General features: G+C 74.7%; 10 protein-coding genes. 3 read left to right on the top strand and 7 right to left on the bottom strand.

The genetic code is table 11. The features are described from left to right. Positions 1-59 precede the first annotated feature (59 nt). Together ACZ5FU_RS19345 and ACZ5FU_RS19340 are read right to left on the bottom strand one after the other, a co-directional pair. Positions 60-2,342 carry a tetratricopeptide repeat protein gene (locus tag ACZ5FU_RS19345; RefSeq protein ID WP_469045608.1) on the bottom strand — a complete coding sequence of 761 codons (2,283 nt, stop codon included), beginning with the start codon at positions 2,340-2,342 and terminating at the stop codon, positions 60-62. Continuing rightward, positions 2,339-4,063: a trypsin-like serine peptidase gene (locus ACZ5FU_RS19340; protein ID WP_451778666.1), complete on the bottom strand. Its 1,725-nt coding sequence runs from the start codon at positions 4,061-4,063 to the stop codon at positions 2,339-2,341. The genes ACZ5FU_RS19345 and ACZ5FU_RS19340 overlap by 4 nt, the downstream gene beginning before the upstream one ends. Positions 4,064-4,139: 76 nt before the next feature. Here ACZ5FU_RS19340 and ACZ5FU_RS19335 point away from each other — a divergent pair, with 76 nt between their 5' ends. Next, complete coding sequence (locus tag ACZ5FU_RS19335) at positions 4,140-4,499, top strand: trypco2 family protein (RefSeq protein WP_451778663.1); 360 nt, start codon at positions 4,140-4,142, stop codon at positions 4,497-4,499. 336 nt (positions 4,500-4,835) lie between these two features. Here the strand turns inward: ACZ5FU_RS19335 and ACZ5FU_RS19330 are convergent, their stop codons facing one another. Then, positions 4,836-6,068, bottom strand: a complete 1,233-nt coding sequence (locus tag ACZ5FU_RS19330; protein WP_469045606.1) for an aminotransferase class V-fold PLP-dependent enzyme — start codon at positions 6,066-6,068, stop codon at positions 4,836-4,838. 48 nt (positions 6,069-6,116) lie between these two features. Then, entirely contained in the window at positions 6,117-7,628 is a 1,512-nt protein-coding gene (pdxR, locus tag ACZ5FU_RS19325; protein WP_451531295.1) for a MocR-like pyridoxine biosynthesis transcription factor PdxR, read from the bottom strand. A 46-nt stretch (positions 7,629-7,674) separates the two neighbouring features. On the opposite strand from pdxR, the gene ACZ5FU_RS19320 reads away from it, so the two are divergent. Together ACZ5FU_RS19320 and ACZ5FU_RS19315 are read left to right on the top strand one after the other, a co-directional pair. Next, the gene (locus tag ACZ5FU_RS19320; RefSeq protein WP_451531296.1) at positions 7,675-8,616 is read left to right on the top strand and encodes an aldo/keto reductase; all 942 of its coding nucleotides are present in this window, start codon (positions 7,675-7,677) and stop codon (positions 8,614-8,616) included. Between the two features lie 495 nt (positions 8,617-9,111). Beyond that, a complete protein-coding gene (locus ACZ5FU_RS19315; RefSeq protein WP_451531297.1) occupies positions 9,112-9,867 on the top strand; it encodes an esterase/lipase family protein in 756 nt (251 codons plus the stop codon). A gap of 117 nt (positions 9,868-9,984) precedes the next feature. Here the strand turns inward: ACZ5FU_RS19315 and ACZ5FU_RS19310 are convergent, their stop codons facing one another. The 3 genes from ACZ5FU_RS19310 to ACZ5FU_RS19300 all read right to left on the bottom strand — a co-directional run bounded on the left by ACZ5FU_RS19310 (position 9,985) and on the right by ACZ5FU_RS19300 (position 13,519). Then, the gene (locus ACZ5FU_RS19310) at positions 9,985-11,373 is read right to left on the bottom strand and encodes a glycoside hydrolase family 43 protein (RefSeq protein WP_469045605.1); all 1,389 of its coding nucleotides are present in this window, start codon (positions 11,371-11,373) and stop codon (positions 9,985-9,987) included. A 283-nt stretch (positions 11,374-11,656) separates the two neighbouring features. Beyond that, positions 11,657-12,772: a PP2C family protein-serine/threonine phosphatase gene (locus ACZ5FU_RS19305; protein WP_451531299.1), complete on the bottom strand. Its 1,116-nt coding sequence runs from the start codon at positions 12,770-12,772 to the stop codon at positions 11,657-11,659. Positions 12,773-12,979: 207 nt separating this feature from the next. Beyond that, positions 12,980-13,519: an MOSC domain-containing protein gene (locus tag ACZ5FU_RS19300; RefSeq protein ID WP_451531300.1), complete on the bottom strand. Its 540-nt coding sequence runs from the start codon at positions 13,517-13,519 to the stop codon at positions 12,980-12,982. Positions 13,520-13,867 lie beyond the last annotated feature (348 nt).

The raw sequence follows: 13,867 nt of genomic DNA, 5'->3' as shown, positions 1-13,867 counted from the left end.
GGGCGTGTCCCCGGTCCGCCGGGCGGACGACGCCGCCCTCGCGGCACGCCACCGCCCCGTCACGGCGTCCGCCGCCATCCGCGCAGCAGCTCCCGCAGGCCGACGGCCCGCGGCAGGACCGCGTACGCCCGGTCGAGCAGGTCGCCGCGCTCGGCGGCGTCCCCCGCCTGGTCCGCGAGCCTCTTCAGCGAGCGGGAGAACAGCGCGCTCAGGGCCCGCGGCGTGTCCTGCGGACCGAACCGGTCACCGGCCGGGAAGCGGGGACCCCAGCCGTCGGGCGGCCGGCAGGCGACGGCGTTGCCGCGGACCTCGGCGACCAGCCGGTCCCACGTCCCGCTGCCGGACAGGTGTTCCTGGAGCCGGGCCAGCCGCCGGTCCGCCTCGCCCAACTCGGCGACGGTGGGCCCCGAGGCCGCCAGCCGGCCGGTGAGCACCCGGACTGCGGCGACGCGCGCGGCGTCGTAGTGGCGTGAGGTGGTCGGGACCTCGTCGAGGACCGCGACGGCCCGGGTCCGGTCCCCGCGGCGCAGATGGAGCCGGGCGAGCCCGAACGCCGCGCTGCCCTGCGTGCGGTCCCGCCGCCACACGGCCTCGTAGTAGGCCTCGGTCTGGTGTTCCGCCGCCGAGAGGTGCTCCGCGCAGAAACCGAGGGCCAGTTTCGGTGCCGACTCGCCGGGCAGCGAGGCGTAGACGGCCGCGAACTCGCCCTCCGCTCGCTGGACCTGACCGAGCGTCAGCAACAGCAGCCCCCGGTGCCAGTAGATCCGCCAGTCGTAGGCGCCGCTCTGCCGGTCGGCCCGGTCGAGCCACCGTCCCGCCCGGCCCGGGTCCCCGGCGTCGAGATAGGCGCGGCACAGCCACAGGGAGGTCTCCACCGTGTCGAGCGCCGGGTCCCGTCCGGCCCGTTCCGCGATGCGCTCCGGGCTGCCGGACACGAGACCGCCGAGCAGCACCGCGGCCGCGTCGTGCGGGTCGGGGATCGGCACGGGCAGGGCCCGCGCGGTGTCCGCGGGATCCGGCGGGCCGACCGGCAGCTCCGGCACCCCGGGGCCGGAGCGCCCGGTCCAGTGGGCCGGCGCGGGGACCGTGCCGAGCACCGCGCCGAAGACCGCCGCCGTCGGCTCGAACCGGGTGGAGCGTTCCGGGTACGGCTCGTGCCCGCTGAGCGCCTGGTGCTCGCGCAGCACCTCCCACAACTGGCGGGACATCTCGGCGGCGGAGCCGAACCGGGCCGCCCACTCGGCGTGGGTGGCGCGCCTGATCAGCGCGTCGAACGAACGGGCGGCCAGCCCGGCGGCCGGCTCGGCGCGGGCGGCGAGGGTCTCCAGCGTCCTGCCGACGGTGTACAGGTCGGTGTCGACGTGGAAGCCGCGCTCGTCGCGTTCCGGCTTCGGCGGCGCGTACCCCGAGGTGTAGACGAGGCTGGAGGTGCGGTCGTCGGTGCGCCGGATGGCGCCGAGGTCGATGACCTTGATGTCGCGCCCGTAGTGGATGACGTTGTCGGGCTTCATGTCGCAGTACAGCAGCCCCTGGGCGTGCAGGTACTCCAGGGCGCCGAGGATCTTGCAGCCGTAGGTGATGACGTGGCCGATGCCGAAGGAGCCGCCGAACAGGCGTGCCAGTTCCTCCTCGGAGGCGCGCCGGATCCAGTCGAGCGAGCGGCCGCCGACGTACTCCATCACGATGTAGCCGGTGGGCTCCGTCCCGCCGGGCTCCTGGTGCTGCACGTACGTCACGATGCGCACGATGTCCCGGTGGTGGAGCGTGGTGAGCGAGCGGCGCTCCTCGACGGCCGACCGCCGGGCGACGGCGTCGCCGGTGTTGATCAGCCCCTTGAGGACGACGTGCAGGTCCGGCACCCTGGTGTCCTCCGCCAGGTGGACCCAGCCGATGCCGCCCACGTCGAGGTAGCCGAGCACCCGGTAGTGGCCGCCGACCCGGTCGCCGGGCCTCAGCCTCGGTTCGAAGGAGTACTCCCGTCCGCACTGGGGGCAGTAGCCGCGGGTGAGGGCGGGACCGCCGGCGTAGGCGACACCGATGGTGCCGGCGCAGTTGTCGACGCCGCAGCGCCGGCCCCCGGTGGGCGGCCTGGCGGTGACGGGCGCGGCCTCGGACGGCTCGGGGGAGGGGACGTACGGCAGGAGCAGCAGGCCGTCGTTGTCGAGCGCGTCGGCGGCCGGACCGGCCGGCCGGCGCGCGGGCGCCTCGGGGGCGGCGGGCCGTGCCGGGGTCGCTCGGGCGGTGCCGGGCGACCGGCGGTGGCAGGTGTCGCAGAAGCCGGTCACCATGATGACGCCGCCCGCGCAGTCGGGTCTCGGGCACGGCGCCGGTGGGGATGTCATGACGCGGAGGCACCTCCTCGTCCCGGTCCCGGGCCCGGTCCGCGGGAGGCTTTGCCGTCGACGCGGCGGGTGTAGGCCGCCACGGCGGCCTCGGCGGCCCGCACGTCGCACGGCCTGGTCTGCAGCAGCTCGTGCGCGTGGAGCCGGAGGGCGTCCAGGGCCAGGTCCTCCTCCTCGCCCCGCACGGAGTCCAGGTGCAGGACGTGGTAGCCGCGCAGCCTGCCGTCCAGTTCCGCCCGCCGCTCGCGGAGCCGGTCGAGGACGCCGATGGCCGTGGTCATCCGCGCGGCCACCCGGTCGGCGAGCCGCTCGTACCGGGCCAGGTCCCGGTGCGGCCCGGCGTCACCGTCCTGGGCGCGCCTGAGCGCCGCCAGCGCGGCATGCGCTCCCACCAGGTCCGCGTCGGCGGGCCCGACGTCCTCGCTCCGTACGGCCGCCAGGCGCCGGCGCAGGGTCCGTGCCAGGGGGCCGGTGATCTGTTCCAGCCGTTCGACCAGGCGCGCACGGCGTTCCCGTTCGGGTTCGACGACCAGTTCGCGCCGGGCCCGGTGGTAGGTCGCGTCGGCGGTGCGGAAGACCAGCAGCAGACGGCTGCCCTTGGCGCGCAGCGTCTCCAGGAGGTCCAGGAGGGCCGGCGGGTCGACGGCCTCGTCGACCCCGACGACGACCAGGGTGAGGGTGACGTCCGCGGCGCGGATGCGTTCGGCCGGCGGCTCGGCGGGATGCTGCCAGAGCCCCATGCGCTCCGCGATCCGCTCCCCGATCCGGGCCGCGGTGAGCCCCGCCGCGTCCACCGCCAGGTCGTGGCCGCCGGCCGACGGGACGGTGCCGGGCGGGTCGAGGGAGGCCCGGCTCACGGAGGCCGCGGTGCGCAGCTCCCGGTCGGCCAGGGTGATGGCGCGGCGCAGGGTGGCGGCCCGTGCCGCGTCGCCGGCCGGTACGAGACTGATCTTCACCTGCTGTCCGTCGTTCTGGAGCCAGTCGGCGAGGCGCTGGGCGAACGGTTCGTCGAGCAGGGCCTCCGCCGCGTCCTCGCGCGTGGACCTGAGCCGGTCGTCGACGGCCGTCCTTCCCCGGGTCCAGCGGGCGGTCCGGGGGAGGTGCCGGACGATGGTCTCGGCCGGGCTCATGAAGGAGAACCGGTTCCCGTGGCGGTCGCCGATCCCGCTGAGGAGCATCCCGATGACCTTTCCGGTCGCGGTGTCCATCACGCCCGAGCCGCTGCACCCCGGACTGGCGAACTCGCCGGGGCTGGTCGGACTGAGCTGGACCTGCCCGTCGCGGCCGCAACCGCCGACGATGGTGGCCCGGAACCAGATGCCGCCGTTGTGGTCGTGGGGGAAGCCGTACATCTGCACCGCGCGGTCGGGTGCGGAGAGCCGGTACAGCAGGGTCGTCCCGTCGGCGGGCCCAGGGCGCTCCAGCCGCAGCAGCGCCACGTCACCGCTGGGATCCCCGTCGGCGTCCAGGGTGTTCGGCACGTAGGCGTCCCCGTCGACCCACGCCGTCACCGAGGGCACGGCGCGGCCGGGCGCCGCTCCGACGAACTCCGCGGTGTACCGCGCGCTCCTGTCCTCGACCACGTGCGCGCAGGTGAGGACCCGGTCCGGGCTCAGCAGGATGCCCGCGCCCGCGATCCTCCCGTCCGCCCCCCGGACGCGTACCGCCCAGCCGGGCGTCTCCAGTGACGTACCGTCATCGACACCCCCGTCGCCCCCCATACCACGACTATACGAGTGCTCGGTCCTGTCGCATACTGGGGCGACACGAGTTCAACGAGCTTGCGGGGGTGGCAAGTTGACGGACGAGCCGGGATTCGTGGGACTGACCGAGGTGATCCGCCAGATCCGGGGCGAACTGGAGCGGGCCCGCGACGAGGCGCAGGGGCGGGACCTGGGGTTCACCGTGGAGAAGGTGAGCCTGACGTTCACCGTGCAGGTCCACCACTCCGGAACGGGCCGCGGCGGAGTGCGCATCGGTGTCGTGACGGCCGAACTCGGCGGCTCGGTCGACCGCCAGACGACCCATCAGGTACAGGTCGAGCTGAAGCCCGAGACCGGCACGGGGGGACGGGTCTCGGTCAGCCGCGACGGCGGCCGGGACGGCGCCCGGGACGATCGGGCGGCCCCGGAGCGGAACGCCGGGGGCGCCCGCTGACCACCCCGGCGGGGACACGTCGCCGACGGCCCGCCCGAGGCCGGGGCGGTCGACGGCCGGCTCGTGGTCGCCGACGGCCGCGTGCCGCAGGCCGGCGAGCGGCCGCGTGAGCCGGCCGATCCGCTCGTCGGGGCGGCGGGCCCGGCCGCCCCGCGGGTGCGCGGATCCGCCTCGGACGGCGGCGTCACGAGGAACCGGCCGATCCCGGTCACCGAGAAGCCCGTGCCGCGCGCACACGACCGGCGCCGGGCGCTCCGGCACGTCCGGACGACAGGGTGCGGCCCCGGCCGACCGGAACCCGCCGGCCCCGCGCGCCGCCCGTCCGGCGGCGGGGGGTCAGCACCGGTCGCGGGCCTCCTGCGCCCACTTCACGACGACGGGCACGCAGGCGTCGGCGAAGTACTCGTAGTCGTCCGGCGTGTTGTAGACGTGGGCGGACAGGCGCAGGTAACCGGTCCCCCCGAAACTGGTGAAGGCGGCCTCGACGCCCAGCTCCACGGCCGCCCGGTCGCGCAGGGCGTCGGCCTCGATCCGGCTGGTTCCCAGGCCCTCGGGCAGCCGGACCAGGCGCATCCCCGGGACGGGCATCCCGACGTCGACCGGTCCCGCCGGGCCCCCCGACGCCCCGAACGCGTCCGCCACCACCCGGGCGCCGTACTCCGCCAGCTCGTCCATGTACCCGCGGGCGGCGTCCCAGCCCCAGGTGCGCTCGATGAGGTCCAGTGCCGCCGGAGCCGCGAGGCAGCCGGTCGCGTCGAGCGTGCCCTGCTGGTCGAAACGGTCCGGGAAGGGCTCGTCCGCGCTCCAGGAGTCGATCAGCGGGCGCAGTTCCCCGCGCAGCGGACCGCGGGCCACGAGCGCGGCGGTCCCCCGCGGCGCGCACCCCCACTTGTGCAGGTTGCCGACCCAGGCGTCGCAGACCAGGCCCTCCAGGGGCGCGGCGAGGAGACCGGGGGCGTGCGCGCCGTCCACGAGCAGCGGGATGCCGCGCCGGGCCGCCTCCTCGCCGACGGGGCCGACCGGCAGCAGCCGTGCCGTGGCCGAGGTGATCTGGTCCACGACGATGAGCGCGACCCGCTCGTCCACCTCGGACAGCACCGCCGCGCACGCCCGCCCCGCGTCGGCGTCGAGCGGGACGCGGGCGGTGCGCACCCGTCCGCCCCAGCGCCGGGCGAGCCGGGCGGCGCCCATGGTGACGGCGCCGTAGCCGTGGTCGGTGACCACGACGTCGCCGCCCGGCCGCGCGGTGAGGGCCGCGTACACGACGCTCGCGCCGGCGCTCGCGTTGGGCACGACCGCCAGGTCCCGCGCGGGGACCCGGAGATGGCCGGCGAGCGCCGTCCGGGCGGCGGCGATCCGGCCGGGCAGCCGCGGGAACCAGACGACCGGGGCCCGTTCCATCTCGTCCCGCAGCGCGCTCTGCCGCTCCTGCGCCACGCGCGGGACCGCCCCGAACGAGCCGTGGTTGAGGTGCCGCATCCCGGGATCGAGGGTCCAGGCCGAGGCGGCGTCCCGGCCGTCGGCCAGCAGCAGGGGACGGGGCGGGGCGGGTGTGCGGGTCTCGGTCACGTCGATCCTGACGTCGGCGGCGGGACGGCCGTACGGCCGGGACGCGCGTCACGATACCGACGCCGCGCCGTCGTCCGGCGGTGGGGGAGACGGCGGCGGCGGGCCCCGCCGGGACGCCGGGGGCGCGGGCGGGGCGGGACGGGACCGCGGTGCCGCGCGCAGGGTCTCGCCCAGGAGGTCGACGGCCGGCGGGATCTCCGTGTCGGTGATGTTGCCGTACCCGAGGACGAGCGCCGGCCGCACCGGGGGGTCCGCGTGGTGGTAGTCGCCGAGGTCCGCCAGGCGCAGTCCGGCCGCGGCCGCCGCCCGGACCGCGGCGCGGGTGTCGGTGCCGTCCGGCAGGTGCAGCAGGACGTGCAGCCCCGCGGCGGTGCCGGCGACGCGGCCCTGCGGCACCCGGGCGGCGAGCGTGCGGACCAGGAGGTCGCGACGGGCCCGGAAACGGCGCCGCGCCGCGCGCAGGTGGGCGTCGTACCAGCCGCGGTCGACGAAGGTGGCGAGCGCGAGCTGGTCCAGCACCGGTGGCGCGGCGGCGACGGGGTTCGCCGAACGGAGCCGCGGGACCGCCGCGGCGGGTGCGAGCAGCCAGCCCAGGCCGAGGGCCGGCGACAGCGTCTTGCTGACCGAGCCCAGCAGGAAGACCCGTCCGGGGTCCATGCCCTGCACCACGGCGACCGGGGAGCGGTCGTAGCGGAACTCGGCGTCGTAGTCGTCCTCGACGACGAATCCGTCCGCCTCGCGGGCCCAGCGCACCAGACGGGCCCGGCGCGCCGGGGACAGCACCGTGCCGGTGGGGAACTGGTGCGCCGCGCCGACGACGACGGCCCGGGCCGGGGAGCGGGCGAGGTCGTCGACGCGCAGGCCGTCGCCGTCCATCGGCACGGGGTGCACGCGCAGGCCGGCGCTCGTCGCGGCGTCCCGCAGCCGCCCCCACCCCGGCTCCTCCACCGCCAGGTCCACGATCCCCCCGGCGCGCAGCGCCCGGCAGACGCGGAACAGGGCGTCGGTGGCGCCCGCGCACACGGACACGGACGCGGCGCGGGTGTCGGCGCCCCGCGAGCGCCGCAGGTACTGCGCGAGGGTGGTGCGCAGCACCGGGTGCCCGGCCGGGTCGGGCAGGCCGAGGTCGTAGTGGACGGCCGAGCCGGTGACCGCCCGGACCGCCTCCGCCCAGCGGCGCCGGGGAAAGGCCCGCAGGTCGGGCAGGCCGGGCGCGAGGTCGTACCGGACCGGCGGCGACGCCGGCGCGTGCGGCACCAGGGGCACCGGCGGCACGGCGTCCGGTGTCCACGAGACGCGCGTGGCCGAACCCACCCGGGCGCGGAGGTAGCCCTCCGCGACGAGCATCCCGTACGCCTCCGTCACCACCCAGCGGGAGCAGCCGAGTTCCTCGGCGAGCGCCCGGCTCGGTGGCACGGCCGCCCCCTCGGCCAGCCGGCCGTCCCGGATCGCGGTGCGCAGGGCGTGCGCCAGGCGGTCGTGCAGGCGGCGCGGCCCGCCCTTCGCGGGACCGGGCTCGAGCAGCGTCGCCCACGCGGAATTGGTCCGGGGAACAGGCACGACATTGGAGCGTACCGCCGGTCCGAAGCGGCCTAGCGTGAGGGGCATGACGGAGAAACTGGCCCTCGGGGCCATGCTGTTCGGCACGGTCCACGACGAGCGGCGGTCGTTCGCGCTCCTGGACCGTTTCGTGGACGCCGGTGGCGTCTGGATCGACACCGCGAACTGCTACGCGTTCTGGGACCACCCGAGCGGCTTCGGCGGACAGAGCGAGACGCTGATCGGACGCTGGCTGGCGAGCCGCCCCGGTGTCCGCGACCGCGTCAGGATCAGCACCAAGGTGGGCTGCGAGCCGACCGTGGCCGGAGGTTTCCCGGAGGCGGCCGAGGGCCTGTCGGCCGGGGCCGTGAGGAAGGGGATCGAGGGCAGTCTCCGCAGGCTGGGCACGGACCACGTCGACCTGTACTGGGCGCACATGCCCGATCCGGCCACCCCGCTGGAGGAGACGGTCGCCGCCTTCGACGAGCTGGTGGCGGCCGGCACGGTCGGCCGGCTCGGCTGCTCCAACCACCCCGTGTGGCAGGTCGAGCGGGCGCGGCAGCTGGCGCGGGCGCACGGCGGCACCGGCTTCACCGCGGTGCAGCTGCACCACACCTACCTGCGACCGCGCCCCGGGACCCGGCCCGGCGTGGTGCACCGGTTCGGCGCGGCCACCGACGAGGTGCTCCACCACCTCGAGCACCATCCGGACATGTCGTTGTGGGCGTACACGCCGCTGCTGGGCGGCCGTTACACCCGCGCGGACAGGCCGCTGCCGGCGGAGTACGACCACCCGGGCACCGTCCGCCGGCTCGCGGTGCTCGACGAGGTCGCCGCCGAGACCGGCACGGACCGCAACCGGGTGGTGCTGGCGTGGCTGGCCGGCGGGAACCCGGCCGCCACACCGGTCGTCGGCGTCAGCACCACCGGGCAACTGGACGAGGCGTTCGCGGGGGTGTCGTGCGAGCTGACCGTCGAGCAGCGCGCACGCCTGGACTCCGCCGTGTGAGCCGTCCGCGCACGCGCGCCGCACCGGTCCCCGCGGCGGCCCCGGCGGTGCACGTGCCACCGGGGCCGCCGCGATCCGGTCCGCCGAGACTCTTCTGACGACCCGTCAGAAATCAAGCGGACGATCCGTCGGATTCTGCCGGGACGGTTCCGTCGGGGGCGAACCGGCAAGCCGTCAGGTCCTGCCGGGACGGTCCGTCAGAGGCCGCCGGGACGGACCGCGGAGTGCCGGCTCGACGACAGGGATGTCCGGGGCGGTGCGGTGCCGTGCCGTGCGGACGGGCCGGTCGCCGTGGGGCGAAGCCCGCGGCGAGGTGACGACGGTGATGCCGGTGACGCCGGAACCGCCGTCGTCACGCGGGGCCGCACCGTCGGCCGACGACCTCGACGGCGCCCACCGGGTCACTGGTGATTCGGCCGATGGCGCCCGCGTCGTGCCCCGTGACTCTGGTCGGGTCAGGCACCCGCAACCCCACATCCCTGTCAGGAGACCCTCATGCGTCGTCGTTCCCCACGCCGGCTCCTCGGCGTTCTCGCCGCCGCCACGGCCGCACTCACCCTGTTCTCCTCGGCGTCGACGGCCGGCGCGGCCGATTCCGCGACCACGGCGGCCCGCACCGCCTCCGCGGCGCGGTCGTCGGACGCGGCCGCCGGAGCGCTGTCGACCGGCACGCCCGTCGTCTTCGTGCACGGATACACCGGCGACGCCTCCAACTGGGTCACCGCCATGAGCGTCTTCCGGCTCAACGGCTGGGCCTCCTCCGACCTCTTCGCCTACGAGTACAACTCCTACGGCAACAACATCACCAACGCCCAGGGCCTCGCCGCCTTCGTGAACAACGTGAAGGCGCGGACCGGAGCGGGCAAGGTCGCGATCGTCAACCACTCGATGGGCGGCCTGGTCAGCCAGTACTACCTGAAGGTGCTGGGCGGCAACACCAGCGTCAGTCACCTCGCCTCGATCGCCGGCGCCAACCACGGCACCACGTTCGCCGGCGCCTGCCTGATCTACACGACCTGCCAGCAGATGTACCCGGGCTCCTCGTTCATCTCCCAGATCACCTCGGGCGACGAGACACCGGGCGCCACCAGGTACGCCACGTGGTACTCGGCGTGCGACGGCGTCATCCTGCCGTACACCAGCACCCGGCTGGACGGCGCGACCAACAACAACGTCCTCTGCCAGAACCACATCGGGTTCCTCGCGGACACGGGCGTGCTCGGCCAGATCGCCCGCTTCGTGGCGTCCTGACGCGTCGCGCGACCGCGCCCCGGCCGTCGACGGCCGCTCGCTCGTGAAGCGGACCGTGCTCGACACGCCCGTCCCCGGCACCGGCCGGGGACGGGCGTGCGCGGGTGTCCCCGCGGCTCAGTGACCGACCCGGAAGGTCGCGTCCTGCCGGTCCGTGGCCGTGGCGGGCACGTCGACGCGCAGCACGTAGTTCGCGTGGCGGAGGTACCGGGTCGGATAGTTGTACGACCGGAACGACGACCAACTCGCGTCCGCCAGGCCCGCCGTGCGGTGGAACGTGGCGTCCGCCGCGAACGCCGACGTGCCGTCGGGGACGTCCAGCCGGAGCTGGTAGTCGTAGTGGCGCAGGTAGCGGGTCGGGTGGCTGACCGACTGGAAGGAGACCCCCGCGCTGTCGGCGAGGCCGGGGACGAGCCTCCACTGGGAGTCGGTGGGCGGGTCGACGGGGTACTCGTCGATGCGGCCCACGTAGTTGGCGTGGCGGACGTAACGGGCCGGGTGGTTGTAGGACTTGAGGCGGTTCCAGGTGGGGGCGCCCCACCTGGCGACGAGGTTGTCGTACTGAGCCGTCGTGATCGGCGCGATCCCGCAGTGCTTGGAGTTGAGCGGCTGGGTGTAGGTCCTCTGGTCGAGCGCCGTCCAGGTGCCCGACGCGAGGTCGGTGGACCGCCAGGCGTAGAACACCCCGTTGGGGGTGTAGGTGTCGCCCCACAGGAACCAGGTGTTCGACGTCAGGGACTTCACGAGGGTCGGGGCCTCGGTGCCGCCGTGGGCGACGCCGCTGGTGAACTCCGTGAAACTGCCCGGGGCGAGGGAGGCGGAGCGTGCTCCGACGAGCGTCTGGTTCTTCTTGAAATACAGGTAGTTGACCCCGTTCACACCGACGGCCATGTCACCGTCGATCACGTCGTAGCCGGGGTCGAAGAAGACCTGCGGGGCGGAGGCGGTGAGGAAGTCGGTCGTGTAGTTGACCATGATGACGTTGTGGCCGCTGGAGTTCACCGCGGAGTAGATGACCGCGTACTGGCCCCGGCCCGCGTCCCAGAAGGCCTCGGGCGCCCAGGAGTGGGTGTTCATGTCGTGCAGCTTCAGCCGGTGGTAGCCGGTGAAGGTGCGCAGGTCGGTGGAGTGCCAGACGTGGATGTACTGGCTGACGTAGTTCCAGTCCGTGCCCTTCAGGTCGGTGGCGAGGACCACGAAGGTGCCGTCCTGCTTGCGCAGGACGAACGGGTCGCGCAGGCCGAGCGCGCCCTGGGTGGGGACGGCCACCGGGTTGTTCTGGTTGAGCGGGGTCCAGTTCAGGCCGTCCGTGCTGACGGCGAGATGCAGGCCGTAGTCGGTGCCCTCGCCCAGGGTGGTCGACTCGGTGAAGTAGGTCATGACGTACGCCGAGTCGGCCGCGTGGGCGGAGTCGGCGCCGAGGGTCAGCGCGCCGGTCACGGCGAGGGGCGTCGCGGCGGCCATGCCGAGGACATGACGCCGGGAGGGGCGGGGAGGGGAGTTCATGCGTTCTCCAAGGGGTGTGCGGGGCCCTCAGGACGATGCAGGGGGGGAGGGGGGAGGACGGCGGGCGGAGCGGAGCAGAGATCCGGTCGACATGTCGAACGTGGTTCGGGAAGCCGGTCAGAAGGTAGGGCGTGGCTCCCCGCGCGTCAATCACTTCGGCCGTCATCGGGGGTTCCCCTGCGCTCGCGCCCCACCCGGGAGGCCCCTGCGCGGCGGCGCCGCCGGCGGCCGGATCCCGCGCGGGGCGACGGCCCGGCCGGGCGCTTTGGGCCCGGAGCGCGCGTCAGCGGGCGCGGACCGGGGCGGGCGGCCGGCGGCGTACGGCGAGGGCCGCGACGTCGTCGTCGAGTCTGCCGCCGCCGTAACGGAGCAGGTCCGCGTGGAGCGTGTCCAGCAGCTCGCGGGGCGGGGCCGCGCCGTGCCGGCGGACCCAGTCCGGCAGCGGGAAGAACTCGCCGGTGCGGTCACGGGTCTCCGAGACGCCGTCGGTGTAGAGCAGCATCCGGTCGCCGGGGGAGAAGGCCGCGGTGTCGACGTGGTAGTGGTCGCCGAGGAGCTCCGAGAGATTGAGGGGAGTGGAGGGGCTGGTGGGCTCCAGGACGTCGATCCGCCCGTCGCGTACGAACACCGGTGGCGGATGGCCGCAGTTGAGGATACTGACGTGCTCGCCACCGTCCGGGATCTCGGCGATCAGGGCGGTGGCGAAGTGCTCCGGCGCGTCGGCGGCGGGGATCGCGGCGCTGTAGCGGGTCATGGTGATCTGCATGCGGCGGACGAGACCCCTCAGGTCGGGCTGGTCGTGCGCGTTCTCCCTGAAGCAGTTGATCGCCGCCGCGGCCGCCCCCACCGCCGACAGGCCCTTGCCGCGTACGTCGCCGATGAGCAGCCGGACCCCGTACGGAGTGTCGGCGACCTCGTAGAAGTCGCCCCCGATCCGGGCCTGTTCCTGGGCCGCCCGGTACAGCGACTCGATCTCGACGTCGTGGAGGCGGTGCGGCAGCGGACGCAGCAGCACCTTCTGCGCCGCGTCGGCGACGAGCCGGACCTGGAAGAGCGTCTCCTCCCGCCGGAGCCGCAGATGGCTCGCGTAGGCGGCGGCCAGGGTGACGGCGGCGATCGCGGCGACCGTGTACGGCGTCCCCAGATCGGAGTGGACGAAGCTGATGCCGATCATGATCAGGAGGCACGACATCCCCAGCAGGACCGTCGGGAGCACCGGCCACACCGCGGCCGCGAGGGCGGGTGCCGCGGGCAGGAGGCGGCTGAAGGCGATCTCCCGTGGGGTGGAGAACGCCAGGGCGGTGATCAGGACCGTGACGAGGACCGGGGACAGCAGTACGGCCCGCCGCTGTCCGCCTGAGGGACGGTGGCGGCGCCGGGGTCGTACCGATCTGATCATGAATTCGATCTTATCGGGTGAAACGGACGGCGATCGGTCCGCCACTCGTCCGCCGCTCCCGCCCACCCGGCCGGACGCGGTGGCCGCGGCCGGGGCCCGGCCACCGTGTCCGCCGGCCACCGTGTCCGGCCGTCGCGTCCGGCCGCCGTGTCCGGCCGATGTCGTGCGACGGGGTGCGTCACCGTCCGCCGTCGTGGGGGCGCCCGGTCAGACCCGCTCCAGGGGCCGGTGCGGCCCGGTGGGGAGTTCCGCCGTGATCACGTCGCCCGGCCGCACCACGCCGCCCTCCTTCACGACGCTCATGACGCCGGCCCTGCGCACGAGGGTCCCGGTTTCGTCGCGTCCGACGACCTGCTTGAGCAGCCCCTCCTGGAAGCGGTCTATCTGCAGGCAGGGGTTGCGCAGTCCGGTCACCTCCAGCACCGCCCCGCCGATGCGCAGCAGCGTGCCGGTCGGCAGGCCGAGCAGATCGATGCCGCGGGTGGTGATGTTCTCGCCGAGGTCACCGGGTGCCACGGTGAAACCCGCCGCACCGACCTCGGCGAAGAGCTCCTCGTGGAGGAGGTGGACCTGGCGCAGGTTCGGCCGGGTGGGGTCCTGCGCGATCCGCGACCGGTGCTTGACGGTCACCCCGGCGTGCACGTCGCCCTCCACGCCGAGCCCGGCGAGCAGGGTGATGCTGTCCCGGTTCGGCTTGGTGAACGAGTACACGCCGTTGCTGCTGACGGCCGTGACTGTTGCGTTCATCCTCTGAAGCCCCCTCCTCGACGACCATGACCGGTCACGACCCTAACCGCCGGGCGCGCGGAACCGCCTGGCACCCGGGGCGCGGGGCCCGGTCCGGCGCGGCCGGGCACGTGAGCCGGCTCACGAAAATTCGGAGGAATGGTGAGGGAGGCCGGGGGTAGACGGGCGTTCGCGGGGCAGACGCACCTGCGACGCGGCTGATGGACAGGGACTGGGAGGGGCACATGATGACGACGACCGTGCAGGTGGAGCAGGTGGAGGGGGCGGTGGACGTTCCGGAGATCGCCGATCCCTCCAAGGTGGCGCCGCGGGACGCGCGGGAGTTGTCGAAGGTGTTCTTCGGGCGGC

It is taken from the genome of Streptomyces sp. NPDC031554 (assembly GCF_055580685.1).
The sequence above is the reverse complement of the archived record's forward strand: the minus strand, read 5'-3'. Positions and strand labels throughout refer to the sequence as shown.

Excerpts from the sequence above, each read along its gene's own strand:
- ACZ5FU_RS19345 (WP_469045608.1), bottom strand. The coding sequence starts at position 2,342 with ATGACATCCCCACCGGCGCCGTGCCCGAGACCCGACTGCGCGGGCGGC.
- ACZ5FU_RS19340 (WP_451778666.1), bottom strand. The coding sequence starts at position 4,063 with ATGGGGGGCGACGGGGGTGTCGATGACGGTACGTCACTGGAGACGCCC.
- ACZ5FU_RS19320 (WP_451531296.1), top strand. The coding sequence starts at position 7,675 with ATGACGGAGAAACTGGCCCTCGGGGCCATGCTGTTCGGCACGGTCCAC.
- ACZ5FU_RS19315 (WP_451531297.1), top strand. The coding sequence starts at position 9,112 with ATGCGTCGTCGTTCCCCACGCCGGCTCCTCGGCGTTCTCGCCGCCGCC.
- ACZ5FU_RS19310 (WP_469045605.1), bottom strand. The coding sequence starts at position 11,373 with ATGAACTCCCCTCCCCGCCCCTCCCGGCGTCATGTCCTCGGCATGGCC.
- ACZ5FU_RS19305 (WP_451531299.1), bottom strand. The coding sequence starts at position 12,772 with ATGATCAGATCGGTACGACCCCGGCGCCGCCACCGTCCCTCAGGCGGA.
- ACZ5FU_RS19300 (WP_451531300.1), bottom strand. The coding sequence starts at position 13,519 with ATGAACGCAACAGTCACGGCCGTCAGCAGCAACGGCGTGTACTCGTTC.